Annotated in this window: 13 protein-coding genes; 8 read left to right on the top strand and 5 right to left on the bottom strand. The window is 67.9% G+C overall.

The window, feature by feature from the left end; translation table 11 throughout:
- Positions 1–124: 124 nt before the first annotated feature.
- Positions 125–598, top strand: a complete 474-nt coding sequence (locus GPA27_RS11370) for a YbhB/YbcL family Raf kinase inhibitor-like protein (protein WP_169140525.1) — start codon at positions 125–127, stop codon at positions 596–598.
- A gap of 26 nt (positions 599–624) precedes the next feature.
- On the opposite strand, the gene GPA27_RS11375 is transcribed toward GPA27_RS11370, so the two are convergent.
- Complete coding sequence (locus tag GPA27_RS11375; protein ID WP_169140527.1) at positions 625–1,365, bottom strand: S-methyl-5'-thioinosine phosphorylase; 741 nt, start codon at positions 1,363–1,365, stop codon at positions 625–627.
- 201 nt (positions 1,366–1,566) lie between these two features.
- On the opposite strand from GPA27_RS11375, the gene typA reads away from it, so the two are divergent.
- A complete protein-coding gene (gene typA / locus GPA27_RS11380; protein WP_169140529.1) occupies positions 1,567–3,384 on the top strand; it encodes a translational GTPase TypA in 1,818 nt (605 codons plus the stop codon).
- 111 nt (positions 3,385–3,495) lie between these two features.
- Here typA and galU read toward each other — a convergent pair whose 3' ends face one another.
- The 4 genes from galU to smc form a co-directional block, all read right to left on the bottom strand.
- On the bottom strand, positions 3,496–4,368 hold the full coding sequence (galU, locus tag GPA27_RS11385; RefSeq protein WP_169140530.1) for a UTP--glucose-1-phosphate uridylyltransferase GalU: 873 nt from the start codon (positions 4,366–4,368) through the stop codon (positions 3,496–3,498).
- 61 nt (positions 4,369–4,429) lie between these two features.
- A complete protein-coding gene (ligA, locus tag GPA27_RS11390) occupies positions 4,430–6,463 on the bottom strand; it encodes an NAD-dependent DNA ligase LigA (RefSeq protein WP_169140531.1) in 2,034 nt (677 codons plus the stop codon).
- A complete protein-coding gene (locus GPA27_RS11395; RefSeq protein ID WP_169140532.1) occupies positions 6,463–7,569 on the bottom strand; it encodes a cell division protein ZipA in 1,107 nt (368 codons plus the stop codon). The genes ligA and GPA27_RS11395 overlap by 1 nt, the downstream gene beginning before the upstream one ends.
- Before the next feature lie 113 nt (positions 7,570–7,682).
- The gene (smc, locus tag GPA27_RS11400) at positions 7,683–11,210 is read right to left on the bottom strand and encodes a chromosome segregation protein SMC (RefSeq protein WP_505606749.1); all 3,528 of its coding nucleotides are present in this window, start codon (positions 11,208–11,210) and stop codon (positions 7,683–7,685) included.
- Between the two features lie 142 nt (positions 11,211–11,352).
- On the opposite strand from smc, the gene dapC reads away from it, so the two are divergent.
- The 6 genes from dapC to GPA27_RS11430 all read left to right on the top strand — a co-directional run bounded on the left by dapC (position 11,353) and on the right by GPA27_RS11430 (position 17,335).
- On the top strand, positions 11,353–12,546 hold the full coding sequence (gene dapC, locus GPA27_RS11405; protein WP_169140534.1) for a succinyldiaminopimelate transaminase: 1,194 nt from the start codon (positions 11,353–11,355) through the stop codon (positions 12,544–12,546).
- Between the two features lie 20 nt (positions 12,547–12,566).
- On the top strand, positions 12,567–13,388 hold the full coding sequence (gene dapD, locus GPA27_RS11410) for a 2,3,4,5-tetrahydropyridine-2,6-dicarboxylate N-succinyltransferase (RefSeq protein ID WP_050416401.1): 822 nt from the start codon (positions 12,567–12,569) through the stop codon (positions 13,386–13,388).
- A 76-nt stretch (positions 13,389–13,464) separates the two neighbouring features.
- Positions 13,465–14,652, top strand: coding sequence for a PilT/PilU family type 4a pilus ATPase (locus GPA27_RS11415; protein WP_169140535.1), 1,188 nt, complete (start codon positions 13,465–13,467; stop codon positions 14,650–14,652).
- 55 nt (positions 14,653–14,707) lie between these two features.
- Complete coding sequence (dapE, locus tag GPA27_RS11420) at positions 14,708–15,853, top strand: succinyl-diaminopimelate desuccinylase (protein ID WP_169140536.1); 1,146 nt, start codon at positions 14,708–14,710, stop codon at positions 15,851–15,853.
- A 12-nt stretch (positions 15,854–15,865) separates the two neighbouring features.
- Positions 15,866–16,831, top strand: a complete 966-nt coding sequence (prmB, locus tag GPA27_RS11425; RefSeq protein WP_169140540.1) for a 50S ribosomal protein L3 N(5)-glutamine methyltransferase — start codon at positions 15,866–15,868, stop codon at positions 16,829–16,831.
- Positions 16,832–16,882: 51 nt separating this feature from the next.
- A complete protein-coding gene (locus GPA27_RS11430; RefSeq protein WP_169140542.1) occupies positions 16,883–17,335 on the top strand; it encodes a response regulator in 453 nt (150 codons plus the stop codon).
- Positions 17,336–17,357: the final 22 nt, after the last annotated feature.

A 17,357-nucleotide genomic window follows, 5' to 3' on the forward strand; every position in this document is an offset into this window, starting at 1 on the left:
CGCCCAGCCCCCCCCGGTCACCGTTTCCGCTGCGCTGCGCGAGCTCGCCGAAACCGTCGACCGGCGCCTGGAATCCGCCTCGCCCGCAGCGCGCTGAAATCCGCACCCGCCAGGAGAACCCGCCATGAGCCTGACACTGACATCGAGCGTCTTCGAACATGGGAACACGATGCCGGCCGCGTACACCTGCGACGGCCGCAACATATCGCCCCCGATCGCCTGGAGCGGCGTCCCGCCGGGCACGCGGAGCCTCGTGCTGATCGTCGACGATCCCGACGCCCCCGATCCCGCCGCGCCCAAAATGACCTGGGTGCACTGGGTGCTGTACAACATCCCCACGACTGCAGACGGCCTGCCCGAAGCGGTCGCCGCGACGGCCCTGCCGCCCGGCACGCTCGAGGGCCTCAACGACTGGAAGCGCACCGGCTACGGCGGCCCCTGCCCGCCCATCGGCCGCCACCGCTACTTCCACAAACTCTACGCGCTGGATACCGTCCTACCCGACCTCGCGCACCCGACGAAAGCGCGCCTGGAAACCGAACTGCGCGGCCACGTCCTCGCGCAGGCCGAACTCATCGGCACCTTCGAGCGTCACTAGGTCACGGGCGGGCCGCCCCCTGACGTTCAGGAAGTGCGACAGACCTCCTCGAGGACGCGGCGCACCCGCATCATCGCTTCCTGCAGCACCACCTCGATGCTGCTGAACTGGATCCCGGTCTCGCTCGCACCGCGACCGGCTGCGAAGTTCGCGACCACGTTGATCGCCGCGTAAGGCAGGTTCAGCTCGCGCGCCAGCGCCGCCTCGGGCATGCCCGTCATGCCGACCAGATCGGCACCGTCGCGCTCCAGGCGATTGATCTCGGCCGCCGTCTCGAGACGCGGCCCCTGCGTCGCGGCATACACGCCGCCGTCGTACATCGCTTCGCCCACCGCAGCCGCCGCCGCGAGGATGCGCTGACGCAGCGGCTCGTCGTAGGGGTGGGTGAAATCGATGTGATGCACCGCCGAATCGCCGCCCTCGAAAAAGGTGCTCTTGCGGCCCCACGTGTAGTCGATGATCTGGTTCGGCACCACCATCGCGCCCGGCCCGAACTCCGGGGGGATGCCGCCCACCGACGCGACCGACACGATCGCCGACACCTTCGCATGCTTCAGCGCCCAAATGTTGGCCCGGTAGTTCACCTGATGCGGCGGAATCGTGTGGCCGTAGCCGTGGCGCGCCAGGAACACTACCGGCTTCTCCGCCAGCTTGCCGAAGGTGAGCGCGCCCGACGGTTCGCCGTAGGGGGTGCGCGCAACCTCGCGCCGGGTGATTTCGAGCGTCGAAAGCTGGGTGAGTCCGGTCCCGCCGATGATCGCGAGCATGAAGCCTGTCTCCTTGAAAAACGGCGCCGATTCTAGCACGCAGCCGCAGCGCTCCCTCGACGGCATGGCGACGATCGCCCGCCCGCTACGCCCACGACATTTGCCCCGCCGGCACCGCGGCCTCCAATCGCTCGACGATCCATGCTGCGACGCCACACCGCGTGCTAAAATTAAAAACTTTTCAAAGACTTCCGGTCCCACATGTCCCGCGCCATCCGCAACATCGCCATCATCGCCCACGTCGACCACGGTAAGACCACCCTCGTCGACCAGCTCCTGCGCCAATCCGGCACCTTCCGCGAGAACCAGCAGGTTGCCGAACGGGTGATGGACTCCAACGACCTGGAGAAGGAGCGCGGGATCACGATTCTCGCCAAGAACTGCGCAGTCCAGTACGGCGACACCCACATCAACATCATCGACACCCCGGGACACGCCGACTTCGGTGGCGAAGTCGAGCGCGTGCTGTCGATGGTCGACGGCGTGCTGCTGCTGGTCGACGCGGTCGAAGGCCCGATGCCGCAGACCCGCTTCGTCACCCGCAAGGCGCTCGCGCTGGGCCTCAAGCCCATCGTCGTGATCAACAAGATCGACCGCCCGGGCAGCCGTCCGGACTGGGTCATCAACCACACCTTCGACCTCTTCGACAAGCTCGGCGCGACCGAAGAGCAGCTCGATTTCCCGGTCGTCTACGCCTCCGCGCTGAACGGCTACGCGATGCTCGACCCCGCCACGCCGGGCACCGACATGAAGCCGCTGTACGAGGCGATCCTCGAACACGTGCCGCAACCGGAAGTGGATTCGAACGGGCCGCTGCAGCTGCAGATCTGCTCGCTCGACTACTCCACCTACATCGGCCAGCTCGGCATCGGCCGCATCAAGCGCGGCAGCATCCGGCCGAACCAGGAAGTCGTCGTCATGTATGGCGACGAAAACCGAGGCAAGGCCAAGATCGGCCAGATCCTCACCTTCAAGGGACTGGAGCGCAGCGCGGCCGAATCCGCCGAGGCGGGCGACATCGTCCTCGTGTCCGGCATCGACCAGGTCAACATCGGCGTCACGATCTGCGACCCGGACAACCTCGAAGGCCTCAAGCCCATCGCGGTCGATGAGCCGACCCTGACGATGAACTTCCAGGTGAACTCCTCGCCCCTCGCCGGCCGCGAAGGCAAGTTCGTCACCAGCCGCCAGATCCGCGAGCGCCTGGAGAAGGAGCTGCTCAAGAACGTCGCTCTGCGCGTCGAATACACCAACGACTCCGACGTGTTCCTCGTCTCCGGCCGCGGCGAACTGCACCTCACCATCCTGCTCGAGAACATGCGCCGCGAAGGCTTCGAACTCGCCGTCGGCCGTCCGCGCGTCGTGTTCCGCGAGATCGACGGCGTGAAGTGCGAGCCGTACGAAATGCTCACCGTCGACGTCGAGGAAGAGCACCAGGGCGGCGTGATGGAAGAACTCGGCCGCCGCCGCGGCGAACTGCAGGACATGCAGTCCGACGGCAAGGGCCGCACCCGCCTCGAATACCGCATCCCGGCGCGCGGCCTGATCGGTTTCCAGGGCGAATTCCTGACGCTCACGCGCGGCACCGGCCTCGCCAGCCACGTGTTCGACGATTACGGCCCGATGGCCGGCGCGATGGGCGAACGCCGCAACGGCGTGCTGATCTCGCAGGACGACGGCCAGGCCGTCGCCTACGCGCTGTGGAAGCTGCAGGATCGCGGCCGCATGTTCGTCACGCACAACGACCCGGTGTACGAAGGCATGATCATCGGCATCCACTCGCGCGACAACGACCTGGTCGTGAACCCGATCAAGGGCAAGCAGCTCACCAACGTGCGCGCCTCGGGTACCGACGAAGCCGTGCGCCTGATCCCCGCGATCCAGCTGACGCTGGAATCCGCGATCGAGTTCATCGCCGACGACGAACTGGTCGAGATCACGCCGAAGTCGATCCGCCTGCGCAAGCGCTACCTCACCGAAAACGAGCGCAAGCGCGCAGCGAAGGCCGAATCGATGTAATTCCTGCCCCCGGCGGGTGCCGGGGTCGACGAAAAAAAGGCGCTGCCACGGCAGCGCCTTTTTTGTATCAGGGGACCGGAAAGTCCCGCCCCCTCGCTCCGTCTGCGGCGTTTACTTGCGCCCGGCCAGATAGGCCGCGAAATCCGCGCCGATCTCCGGATGGCGCAGGCCCAGTTCGACGGTCGCCTTCAGGTAGCCCAGCTTCGAGCCGCAATCGTAGCGCACGCCCTGGAACTGGTAGGACAGCACTGCCTCTTCCTTCAGCAGCGACGCGATCGCGTCGGTGAGCTGCAGCTCGCCACCTGCGCCCGGCTTGATCGAGCGCAGGTGATCGAAGATGTGCGGCGTCAGGATGTAACGGCCGACCACCGCCTGGGTCGTCGGCGCGTCCTCGGGCTTCGGCTTCTCGACGATGCCGGTCACGCGCTGCACGTTGCCCTGCTGGCTGTCCGTGCTGACGATGCCGTACTGTCGGGTATCCTCGCGCGGCACGTTCATCGTGCCCAGCACCGAGCAGCGGTGGTAGTTATACACGCCCACCATCTGCTGCATGATCGACTCGGCGCCGTGGTTGTCCAGCAGGTCGTCCGCAAGGATCACCGCAAACGCTTCGTCGCCCACCACCGGCGCCGCACACAGCACCGCATGGCCGAGGCCGAGCGCCTCGGACTGGCGGATATACACGCAGTTAACGCCCTTCGGCACCGTCTTCTTGACGATCTCCAGCAGCTCCTTCTTGCCGCGCGCCTCGAGCTCGGTTTCCAGCTCGTAGGCCTTGTCGAAATGGTCCTCGATCGAGCGCTTGGTGCGCCCGGTGATGAAGATCATGTCGGTGATGCCCGCGGCGACCGCCTCCTCGACCGCGTACTGGATCAGCGGCTTGTCGACGATCGGCAGCATTTCCTTCGGGCTGGCCTTGGTGGCCGGCAGGAAGCGCGTGCCCATGCCGGCTACCGGAAATACCGCCTTGGTGACCTTTTTCATTGGATGACTCTCCCTTGTTTCATCTCTTGCTTCAGCCCGGCGTCTGGTCCGTGCCATATCCTCAACCTTGTTCGAGCAGGCGTCGCAGTCCGTCCTCGTCGAGGACCACCACACCCAGTTCTTCCGCCTTCGCGAGCTTGGAACCGGCCTCCGCTCCCGCGACCACGTAATCCGTCTTCTTCGACACCGAGCCGCTGACCTTGCCGCCGTGCGCCTCGATCAGGGCCTTCGCCTCGTCGCGGCTCATGGTCGGCAGCGTGCCGGTCAGCACGAAGACCTTGCCGCTTGCGCTGCCCGCGACCGGCGCCGCGGGCTCGCCCTCTTCCCACGTCACTCCTGCCGCACGCAACTGCTCGATCACCTCGCGGTTGTGCGCCTCGGCAAAGAAGCCGGCAATGCTCTGCGCGACCACCGGCCCGACATCGCGCACTTCGACCAGGCGCTCGGCCGTCGCATCCATCAACGCATCCAGCGAGCCGAAGTGCCGCGCCAGATCCTTGGCCGTTGCCTCGCCGACATTGCGGATGCCGAGCGCGAAGATGAAGCGCGCCAGCGTCGTGTGCCGACTCTTCTCGATCGCCGCGAGCAGGTTGGCCGCCGACTTCTCGGCCATGCGCGGCAGGTTCGCCAGCGCCAGCACGCCCAGCTTGTACAGGTCCGCCGGGGTCTTCACGATTCCGGCCTCGACGAGCTGGTCGACCAGCTTGTCGCCCAGCCCCTCGATGTCCATCGCGCGCCGCCCGGCGAAATGCAGCAGGGCCTGCTTGCGCTGCGCGGGACAGAACAGGCCCCCCGTGCAGCGTGCCACCACCTCGTCCTCGGCCTTCTCGACGTGCGACGCGCACACCGGGCAGCGCGTCGGCATCACGAAAGTCCGCTCGTTGCCCGTGCGCCGCTCGACGACCGGCCCCACGACCTCCGGTATAACGTCGCCGGCCCGCCGCACGATGACCTGATCGCCGATCAGCACGCCCTTGCGCAGGATTTCCTCTTCGTTGTGCAGGGTCGCGTTGGTCACCGTGACCCCGCCGACGAACACCGGCTTCAGCCGCGCGACGGGGGTCAACGCGCCGGTGCGGCCGACCTGCACCTCGATGCCGAGGAGCTCGGTGATCTCCTCCTGCGCCGGATACTTGTGCGCGACCGCCCAGCGCGGCTCGCGCGTGACGAAGCCGAGCTCGCGCTGCAGATCGAAGCGGTTGACCTTGTATACGACCCCATCGATGTCGTACGGCAGGCTGTCGCGCAGCGCCGCGATGCGGTCGTGGAATTCGCACAGGCCATCGACACCGGCCGCGACGACGCGGTGCTCGCATACCGGCAGGCCGAGCGCCGCGAAGGCGTCGAGCAGTTCCGCCTGCGTCGCCGGCAGCGTCCAGCCGGCCGTCTCCCCGAGCCCGTAGGCATAGAAGGACAGCGGGCGCTTCGCCGCGATGCGCGGATCGAGCTGGCGCACCGCGCCCGCCGCGGTATTGCGCGGATTGATGAACAGCTTGTCGCCGGCCTGCTCCTGCCGCGTGTTCAGACGCTGGAAATCGTCGCGGCGCATGTAGATCTCGCCGCGCACTTCCAGCAGCGCCGGCGGGCTGCCCACCAGGCGCAGCGGAATCTGGCGGATCGTGCGCACGTTGTGCGTCACGTCCTCGCCGGTCTCGCCGTCGCCGCGCGTCGCCGCGCGCACCAGCACGCCGTGCTCGTAGCGCAGGCTGATCGCCAGCCCGTCGAACTTCAGCTCGCCGAGGTACTCGACCGGACCGTCCGCAGGCGCGAGCCCCAGCGCGTTGCGCACGCGCGTGTCGAAGGCGACGACGCCGCCGTTCGTGGTGTCGGTCTCAGTGCGGATCGACAGCATCGGCACCGCGTGCTGCACCGGCGCGAGTTCGGGCATCGGCGCCCCGCCGACCCGCTGCGTCGGCGAATCGGGCGTTGCCAGCTCCGGGAACTCCCGCTCCAGCGCCTCCAGCTCGCGGAACAGGCGGTCGTATTCGGCGTCCGGAATCGTCGGTGCGTCGAGGACGTAATACGCGTGATTGTGCGCTTCGAGTTCGCGCCGCAGCTGCGCGGCGCGCTCGAATGCCTGGGCCGAAGCGATCATCAGGCCGAGAACAGGCGCTGCGCCAGGGGGCCGCCGGCCGGCAGGTCGCCGCTGGCCATCTGCGCCTGGAACTGCTGGATCTGGCTGCGGATCAGCGCGGCCGCCTCGGCGCCGAAGGGCGCGCGATTGTCGTCGACCACCGTGCCCTGCAGCGCGTCAGCCATCTGCATGGCCTGGCGCATCATGCGCTCGAAGGCGAACACGCCGTTCGGCACGCGCGGCACGTCGATCACCAGCGTCAGGCCGCTGGTCGTCAGGTCGCGCATCTCCTCGGCGGCGAACAGCGCCGGCTCCATGTTGCTCAGCATGTAGAGGGTATTGCCCTCCTCGTCGCGCGCATGGAAGGAGCCGTCCGGGCCCAGCGTCATGCCGTGCGACTCGGCCAGCGCGCGGATCTTGGTGCCGAGGAAGGGCTGGCCGTTGCTGACGACGTTGATGCCGATCTGCACATCCACGTTCGCGCAGAACTTGTCCAGCTCGGCGGCATTGCGCAGCGATTCGCCGCGCGCCGGCAGGTCCGCCGGCACCGCGAGGAACTGGTCCGCGACGCGCTGCATGCCGCCCGAGAAATGCAGGAAATCGTTCTCGCTGATCGGGCCGCTACGGTCCACCGTCTGCATCGCCGCGCAGAACCAGTGGAAGGCGCCCGCGCTGTGCGCGTCGAGCGGACGCCACAGGTTTGCGCCATCATCGAAGGCGAACCAGCGCACCGGCTTGGAAATCCCCGCCAGCTGCTCCCTCTGCGCAGCCCACAGGCGCGGCGCCTCCAGCGGCTCGATCGCCTCGATGCGGATCACGCAGTCGACGCGCTGATCGACGGCATCCGGCACCCCCGGCGTCACCTTGCGCACGCCGGAGTCATGCACCGCCGCGGGCGCACGCCGGCTATCGCCTTCGGCCTCGCCCATCGAGGGTTCCAGGCGCTCGCCGGGAACCTCGTCCGCGACCCCGTCCCCCGGTTCCAGCAGCACGTCGCGATGATCCGACCTGAAGGCCTGCTCGGCCGCGCGGCGGTGCTTGCGTTCCTGCCACTTGTTGTAGGCGACGATTCCGACGACCGAAGCCACCCCCAGCGCCGCCAACCCGATCTGCAATTCGTTATCCATCTTCCTTCCCGTTGTCGGCCCTACCGCGTCGCGCAGCGGGCCTCGCGATTCTCTGTGCCCTGCAATCCACCTTGCCGCCGCGCCCCCGTTCCGGGGCGCGGCGGCGCTCATGTTCAGGCCGCTGCCGGCTCCGCCAGGCGCAACGCCTCTTCCATATCCACTTCCACCACGCGCGAGACGCCCTGTTCCTGCATCGTCACCCCCACCAGCTGCTGCGCGATCTCCATCGTGATCTTGCTGTGGCTGATGAAGACGAACTGCGTCTGCGATGACATGCGCTTCACCATCTGGCAATAACGCTCGGTATTCGTATCGTCCAGCGGCGCGTCCACCTCGTCAAGCATGCAGAACGGCGCAGGATTCAGCTGGAACATCGAGAACACCAGCGCGATCGCCGTCAGCGCCTTCTCGCCGCCCGACAGCAGGTGGATCGAGGTGTTCTTCTTCCCGGGCGGCTGGGCGACGATCTGGATCCCCGCATCGAGGATCTCGTCGCCGGTGAGCACCAGCCGCGCCTGCCCGCCGCCGAAGAGCTGCGGGAACAGCGTGCCGAAATGCTGCGTCACGGTATTGTAGGTGTCCTGCAGCTGCTCACGCGTCTCGCGGTCGATGCGCCGGATGGCATCCTCCAGCGTCCCGATCGCCTGCATCAGGTCGTCGAACTGCGCGTCGAGATAGCCCTTGCGCTCCTGCGCGCTGCGCAATTCGTCCAGCGCCGCCAGGTTGACCTGGCCCAGTTCCGCGATTTCGCGCGCCAGCCGTCCGACTTCGCGCACCAGCGACCCTTCGCGCAGGTCGGGCACGAGCAGGGGTTGCAGCGCCGCCTCGTCGGCCTGCGCCTCGACCAGCCGCTCATCGAACTGCGCCGCCGCGAGCTCCGCCGCCTGAACGGCGAGCCGCAACTCGGCAACCCGTCCGCGTGCGGGCGCCGCCTCCTGCTCGCTGCGCAGACGCAGCTCCTCGGTCTGCCTGAGCCGCATCGCCGCCGTTTCCAGCGCGTCGCGCCGCGCCGCCAGCGCCGCCTCGCGGCTCGCGCGCAGCTCCAGCGCCTCCTGCAGCGCCTCGCGGCTGCGGCCGCTGTCGGTCGCTTCGAGCTCGTCCCGGCGCGCCTCGACCTCCGTAGCGATCCGTCCGAGCTGCTCGCCAGCCAGTTGCAGGTTGCGCGCGATGTCTTCGAGCTTGCCCGCGCACTCGCGCTCCGAAAAGCGCGCCTCCTGCAGTTCCCGCGCCAGCGCCTGCTCGAGCGAGCGCGTCTCGCGCAGCACGTTGTCGCGCTCCGCCAGCACCTCCTGCGCGCCGTCGAGGCGCTCGCGCTGCAGCTCGGCCAACTCCGCCGCGCGCGCCTGCTCCATCTCCGCGCGGGAGAGGTGTTCGCGTTCGGTGGACTCGAGATGGACGATGTCCTCGAGGTCGCGCGCGAGCTGCGCCCGTCGCTCCTCGGCGCGCTGCCGCGCCTGCGTGAGCTTCAGGAGCTCGACCTGCTCGGCATGCACCTGCTGTTGCGCCGCCTGCAGCTCGCGCCGCAGCACGTTGCCGCGTTCCTGCAGCTCGGCCGCCACGCCTTCTGCCGCAATCACCGCGTCGTGGGCAATGTGGGCCTCCATTTCGAGCCCGCGCTGCTGTTCCGCCAGGCCGTCGATCTCGCGCTGGCGCTCCATGACGCCGTGCGTGCGGCTGTCAGGCGCGTAATGCACCAGGGCGTGCCGTGTGAGGATCTGCCCGCGCGGTCCGACGAGGCATTGGTGCGCAGCGAGTTCCCCACGCCGCTCGACCCACGGCTCCAGGCCAGCGGTGGCCAGGCAGCCACGCAGCCAGTCGGCGACGACCGGCCGGAGCCCGTCGTCCACGAACGAGATCTTGTCCATCAGCGCGAACGTACCGGGCAACGGCGCAAGCTCGGCGGCCGCCTCCGCGCCGTCGCCGAACGCGAGCGCGAAGGATCCCGGCGGCGCGTCGTCGAACAGCGCACGCGCTGCTTCGCTCACGTCGCCGGTCAGTGCCGCCAGCCGTTCGCGCAGCACGGCCTCGACCGCCATTTCCCAACCCGGCTCGACTCGCAGGTCGCGCCACAGTGGCGGCAACTCCGCCAGCTTGTGACGCTTCAACCAGTCACCCAGCTGTCCCTGCGACTGCACCTTGGCCTGCAGCTGCACGAGCGCATCGCGCCGCGCCCGCAGTTCGGTGAGGCGCCGCTGCACCTGTCGTTCGTGCTCGAGTGCGGCCTTCAGCGCGGCCTGCGCCTCGGGCAGGCGCATCTGGACGGCAGCGAGTTCTTCGTGATGCCCCTCCTGCGTCTCGCGCAGGCCCTCGAGGCGCGCCTCCTGCCGGGCGACGACGGCCTCGTCCGGCCCTTCGATGCCGCCCGACTCACCCGTCAGGCGCCCGCGGCGCTGGTTCAGCGCATCGATTGCGCGCACGGCGCTCGCGCGATTGGCCTCCTCGACGCGCAGCTGCTGCTCGGTCTGCGCGAGTTCACGCCGCGCCGCGGCAACCGTGGTATCGGCCGCCTGCCGGGCGGCCTCCGCCTCGGGCAGGCGCTCGGCAATTTCCGCGTGGCGCGCCTCGGCCTGCTCGGCGCGCATCGCCGCGTTGTCGAGCAGGCCGCCCCAGCGCTCGCGCTCCGCCGCCAGCGCCGTCTGGCGCTCCTGCCAGTGCGCCTCGTCGGTCGCGAGCTGTGCGAGCCGCGCCTCCAGCCGTTTGCGCGCGTCGTCGAGATGACGCAGTTCGGCCTCCAGTCGCGTCACCTCCGCCGACACGGCGAAGAGGTCCGACTGCGCGGCATGCGTGGCCTCGGACGCGTCGAAGTGCCCCGCGCGCGCTTCCTCGACGGCGTTCTCGAGCTCCTGCAGGCGCGCGCTGTCGGCCTCCATCTTCGACGACAGATGATTGAGTTCGCCCTCGACCCGCGCCTGCTCGGCCCGCGCCTCGTTGCGCTTGAGCAGCCACAGCAGCTGCTGGCGCTGCGTGTGGGCTGCGTTCAGGTCGCGGTAGCGCGCGGCGACCTCCGCCTGCACTTCCAGGTGGCCGATGCGCTCGCCCAGCTCCATGCGGATGTCGTCGAGGCGGGCGAGGTTGTCGCGCGCGTCGGACAGCCGGCCTTCGGTCTCGCGCCGGCGTTCGCGATACTTCGTGACGCCCGCGGCCTCCTCGAGGAAGCCGCGCACCTCCTCGGGGCGCGCCTCGATGATGCGCGAGATCATGCCCTGCTCGATGATCGCGTAGGCGCGCGGACCGAGGCCGGTGCCGAGGAAGAGGTCGATGACGTCCTTGCGCCGGACCTGGACGTTGTTGAGGAAGTAGGTCGACTCGCCGCTGCGGTCGAGCACGCGCTTGACCGAGATTTCCGCATAGCGCGACCACTGCCCCGCGGCACGGCCCTCGGCGTTGTCGAACACCAGCTCGACGCTCGCGCGCGACACCGGCTTCCTCGTCGTCGAGCCGTTGAAGATCACGTCCTGCATCGACTCGCCGCGCAACGCGCTCGCGCGCGTCTCGCCCAGCACCCAGCGCACGGCATCGATGATGTTCGACTTGCCGCAGCCGTTCGGCCCCACCACACCGACGAGATTGCCGGGGGTGAGGACGGTGGTCGGATCGACGAAGGTCTTGAAACCGGCGAGTTTGAGCTTGGAGAGACGCACTTCGGGACGGAGCCGGGTCGAATCGGAACTGGAGTTGGCCGGCCGGGGCCGGCGAAAGCGCGTCATGATAACATCGCGCGCTCAATGCCCTTGCCTTCAGCCTCTGGCGCATGCCCATCGATACAAGCCGAAACAGTCCGCCGTGAATCCGAACCTCGACCGCCTCCAGCCCTATCCTTTCGAAAAACTGCGCGCGCTGCTCGACGGCGTCGTCCCCCCGGCCGACCAGAAACTGATCCGCCTGTCGATCGGCGAACCGCAGCACCCCACTCCGCCCTTCATCATGCAGGCCCTCACCGACAACCTGCAGGGGCTCGCGAACTACCCCGCGACGATCGGCGGCGACCCGCTGCGCGTGGCGATCGCCGGCTGGCTCGAACGCCGCTTCGGCCTGCCCAAGGTCGATCCGGCGACCCAGGTGCTGCCGGTCAACGGCTCGCGCGAGGCGCTGTTCGCCTTCGCCCAAGCAGTGATCGACGGCAGCCGCCCCGGCGCCAAGGTCCTGAGCCCGAATCCGTTCTACCAGATCTACGAAGGCGCAGCCCTGCTCGCGGGTGCCGAACCGGTGTTCCTCAACAACCTGCCGGAAAACGGATTCGGCTCGGATTTCGACAGCATTCCCGACGCGGTGTGGCGCGACATCCAGCTTGTGTTCGTGTGCTCGCCGGGCAATCCGACCGGCCGCATGCTGTCGCAGGCGGAATGGGCGCGCCTGTTCGAGCTGTCGGACCGCTATGGCTTCGTGATCGCCGCCGACGAGTGCTACTCGGAGATCTACTTTGACGACGACGCGCCCCCGGTCGGCGCGATGCAGGCCGCCCACGCCCTCGGGCGCAGCGACTTCCGCAATCTCGTGATGTTCTCCAGCCTGTCCAAGCGCTCGAACGTGCCGGGCATGCGCTCGGGCTTCGTCGCGGGCGACGCGAAGGTCCTGCAGGGCTTCCTGCGCTACCGCACCTACCATGGCTGCGCGATGAGCCTGCCGATCCAGGCAGCGTCGGTCGCCGCGTGGAACGACGAGGCCCACGTCGTCGAGAACCGCCGCATGTACCGCGAGAAGTTCGACCGCGCGATGCCGATCATCGCGAAGCACCTGAAAGTGCAGCGCCCCGACGCCGGTTTCTACCTGTGGGCGCAGACCCCCATCGCCGACACCGAGTTCGCCCGCCGCCTGCAGGCTGCATATAATGTGACGGTTCTGCCGGGCAGCTTCCTCGCCCGGGAATCGAACGGCGTCAATCCGGGCGCCGGGTTCGTGCGAATCGCACTCGTAGCCGAAACGGCAGAATGCGTCGAGGCCGCCGAGCGCATCGCCGCCTTCTGCCAAACTCTTTGAAATACAAACGGAAATCCCCCATGCAAGACCTGCAAAAAATCATCGACGAAGCCTTTGAGAACCGCGCCAGCCTGTCGCCCTCTTCGGCCCCCGTAATCGTGCGCGACGCGGTTGCCACCGTCATCGACGGGCTGGACAGCGGCAAGCTGCGTGTCGCCGAGAAGATCGACGGCACCTGGACCGTCAACCAGTGGATCAAGAAGGCCGTGCTGATCTCCTTCCGCCTGCGCGACAACGAGGTCCAGTCGGCCGGTGCGCTGAATTTCTTCGACAAGGTGCCGACCAAGTTCGGCGACTACACCCCCGAGCAGTTCCGCGAGGGCGGCTTCCGCGTCGTACCTCCCGCCGTCGCACGCAAGGGCAGCTTTATCGGCAAGAACGTCGTGCTGATGCCGTCCTACGTGAACATCGGCGCCTACGTCGATGAAGGCTCGATGGTGGACACCTGGGCCACCGTCGGCTCCTGCGCCCAGATCGGCAAGAACGTGCACCTGTCGGGCGGCGTCGGCATCGGCGGCGTGCTCGAGCCCGTGCAGGCCGGCCCCGTCATCATCGAGGACAACGTCTTCGTCGGTGCGCGTTCGGAAGTGGTCGAAGGCGTGATCATCGAGGAGAACGCCGTGCTGTCGATGGGGGTGTACATCGGCCAGAGCACCAAGATCTATGACCGCGAGACCGGTGAAGTCTTCTATGGCCGCGTGCCGTCGGGCGCCGTCGTCGTGCCCGGCAGCCTGCCCTCGGCCGACGGCAAGTACAGCCTGTACTGCGCCGTGATCGTCAAGCGCGTCGACGCGCAGACCCGCGCCAAGACCGCCATCAACGAACTGCTGCGCGGCGCCTGATCGCCCTTTCCGGGGCGGCCGCGCACGGCCGCCCCGACACCGAAGTCCGCCCAATAACGCTCAGGAGAATCTCCGGATGATTTTCGACAAGCTGTTCCAACTGATGGCGGAAAAGCTCGCTTCGGACATTTTCATCTCGGCCGGCGCCCCGATCCACATCAAGATCCAGGGCATCACCATGCCGATCAACCAGCAGGTCATGGATCCCGCCATGATCAAGCGGATGATCTACGAGATGATGAGCCCCGAGCAGATCGAGACCTTCGAGCGCGAGAAGGAGCTCAACCTGTCCTTCGGCCGGCGCGACTTCGGCAATTTCCGCGTCAACGTATTCTGGCAGCGCCACAGCATCGGCATCGTGGTGCGCTACATCCAGGGCGAGATCCCCTCGCTCGAATCCCTGGGCCTGCCGCCCGTGCTGTCCGAGGTCGTCACCGAGAAGCGCGGCCTGATCCTCGTCGTCGGCGCGACCGGCTCGGGCAAATCGACGACGCTCGCGTCGATGATCGACCACCGCAACCGCAACCGCTCCGGTCACATCCTCACGGTCGAGGATCCGATCGAGTACCTGTTCAAGCACCGCAAGTCGGTGGTCAACCAGCGCGAGGTCGGCATCGACACCCTGAGCTGGCACGATGCGCTGCGCAACGCGATGCGCCAGGCGCCGGACTGCATCCTGATCGGCGAAATCCGCGACCGCGAGACGATGCAGGCAGCCCTGTCCTACTCGCAGACCGGCCACCTGTGCCTCGCGACGCTGCATGCGAACAACGCCTACCACGCGCTGAACCGCATCGTTAACTTCTTTCCGCTGGAAAACCGTTCCCTGCTGTACCTCGACCTTGCGGTCGCGCTCAAGTGCATCATCTCCCAGCGCCTCGTGCGCAAACCCGACGGCATGCGCATCCCGGCGGTCGAGGTCCTCATGAATACGCGTCACGTTTCCGAACTGGTGGAGCGCGGCGAACTGAACGAGGTCAAGGAAGCGATGCAGCAGAGCCTCGCGCCCGGGTCGCAGACCTTCGAGCAGGACCTGCACCGGCTCTACCGCGACGGCATCATCAGCTTCGAGGAGGCGCTCGCCAACGCCGACTCGCCGACCAACCTCGCGTGGCTGATCAACAACGCCCAGATCAACGCCGCGCCCAGCTCAGAAGATAACGACGCCCCGCCTTCGGTCGACTTCGAACCCCAGAACAAGAATGCCGACGGAACGTCGTTCAGCGAATTCGCGCTGCACCTCGACGACGGTCCGGCGCACTGAATTCGCCACGCATCCCCAACCCACACCCCGGGGCGGCATCCGCCGCCCGATGGCAATGACTGACTCCTCCCCGAACGCAACGTTCGCGCTCGCCTGCGAACTCATCTCCCGTCCGTCGGTAACGCCCGAAGACAGCGGCTGCCTGGACCTCATCGCCGCGCGCCTCGCCCCGCTCGGCTTCCGTTTCGAGCGCATCGACACCGGCGGCGTGTGCAACCTGTGGGCGCGCCGCGGCGACACCAGCCCCGTGCTGTGCCTCGCCGGCCACACCGACGTCGTCCCGACCGGCCCGCTCGAATCCTGGACCTCGCATCCCTTCGAGCCGACCGTGCGCGACGGTCACCTGTACGGCCGCGGCGCTGCCGACATGAAGACCTCGCTGGCGGCCTTCGTCACCGCGATCGAACGTTTTGTCGCCGCCCACCCGGACCACCAGGGCTCGATCGCGCTGCTGCTGACCTCGGATGAGGAAGGCGTCGCGAGCCACGGCACCGTCAAGGTCGTCGAGGCACTGGCGGGGCGCGGCGAAACCCTCGACTACTGCATCGTCGGCGAGCCGACGTCCGTGAAGACCCTCGGCGACATGATCAAGAACGGCCGGCGCGGCTCGCTCTCCGGCACGCTGCGCGTCAAGGGCGTGCAGGGGCACGTCGCCTACCCGCAACTCGCGCGCAACCCGATCCACGAGTTCGCACCGGCGCTCGCCGAGCTCGCTGCGACGCTCTGGGACGAGGGCAACGAATTCTTCCCGCCGACGACCTGGCAGGTCTCCAACATCCACGCGGGCACGGGCGCCAACAACGTGATTCCGGGCGCGTGCGAAGTGCTGTTCAACTTCCGCTTCGCGTCGGTCAGCACCGCCGAGGAGCTCAAGCAGCGCACCCATGCCGTGCTCGACCGCCACGGGCTCGACTACACGCTGGACTGGCACCTCTCCGGCAAACCCTTCCTGACCAGCAGCGGCAAGCTCGTCGAGGCGATCGGCGGCGCGATCCGCGAGACGGTGGGCGTCGAGACCGAGCTGTCGACCAGCGGCGGCACGTCGGACGGGCGCTTCATCGCCGACATCTGCAAGGAGGTCGTCGAGTTCGGACCCGTCAACGCCACCATCCACAAGCTCGACGAACGCGTCGCCATCGACGCGATCGAACCGCTGTCCCTGATCTACGAACGTACCCTGCGCGCCCTCCTCGCGCGCTGACGAGACCCGAGCATGACCGACCACTGCGAACACTGCCAACCGGCCGATAGCGACGAAGTGCACACGCACGAGCACGAGAGCGGCCCGCTCGCCGAACTCGTCACCCTGCGCGACTGGCTGCGCTACGCCGTCACCCGCTTCAACCGCGCCGGCCTGTTCTTCGGCCACGGCTGCGCCGACGCCTATGACGAGGCTGTGTGGCTGCTGCTGCACACCCTGTCGCTGCCGCTCGAGCGCCTGGACCCCTTCCTCGACGCCTGCATCACCGCCGACGAACGCGAAGCCCTGTTCGCCGTCATCGAGCGCCGCGCCGAGGAGCGCGTCCCGGCGGCCTACATCACCGGCGAGGCGTGGCTGGGCGATTTCCGTTTCCATGTCGACGAACGCGTGATCGTGCCGCGCTCGTTCTTCGCCGAGATGCTGGAAAACGGCTTCGCGCCCTGGGTGGAGGATGCCGAACAGGTCGCCAGCGCGCTCGACCTGTGCACGGGGTCGGGCTGCCTGGCGATCCTGATGGCGCACGCCTTCCCGAATGCCCGCGTGGTCGGTGCCGACCTGTCCGACGATGCGCTCGAGGTGGCGCACCTCAACGTCGCAGAATACGGCCTCGAGGAGCAGGTCGAACTCGTGAAGAGCGACGTGTTCGACGGACTCGCGGGACGCCGTTTCGATCTCATCATCAGCAATCCGCCCTACGTCACCGCCGATTCGATGGAGACGCTGCCGGCCGAATACCTCCACGAGCCGCGCATGGCGCTGGCGGCAGGCGAGGACGGCCTCGACGTGGTGCGCCGCATCCTCGCCGAAAGCCGCGCACACCTCAATCCCGGTGGCGTACTCGCGGTCGAAGTGGGGCATAATCGTCATATCGTGGAAGCGGCCTTCCCCGACCTGCCCTTCGTGTGGCTGTCATCGAGCGGGGGCGACGACATGGTCTTCCTGCTGCGTGCGGAGGAACTGCCCGAATCCCGGGCATGACGCCGCGGGCGCCCCGCCGCCACGACTCGTCCGGAATACGGAGGTGGTGGCATGGCTGGCGGCAGTTACGTCCTGCTGGTTGAAGGCGACCCGGACCACGAGGCCCGGGCCATTGCTTCACTGCGCGCGAACGGTTTCGGCAACCGCTTCGTCGTCGCGCGCGACGGCATCGAGGCCCTCGCCTGCCTGTCCCCCGAAAACGATCACCCGACGCCGAAGCCGGCGAGACCGCCGGCAGTTGTCGTGCTCGATCCCGACCTGCCCCGGATCGACGGCCTCGAGGTGCTGCGCCGCATCCGGGCCGAACTCAGGACTTCGCTGATGCCGGTTGTGATGTTCGCCAGGTCCGGCACATCGGAGGATATCCGCGAAGCCTACCGCCTCGGCGCGAACAGCTACGTCAGGAAACCACTCGACGCGCAGGAGTTCGAGCGCGCGACCGCGCTGATCGCCCGCTACTGGCTCGGCCTGAACGAATCGCCGGACGACACGATCCGCTACTGAGGCTCCCGCGCGGACCGGCGAT

Origin of the sequence: Aromatoleum toluolicum (assembly GCF_012911005.2) — a bacterium.
Lineage (GTDB): Bacteria > Pseudomonadota > Gammaproteobacteria > Burkholderiales > Rhodocyclaceae > Aromatoleum > Aromatoleum toluolicum.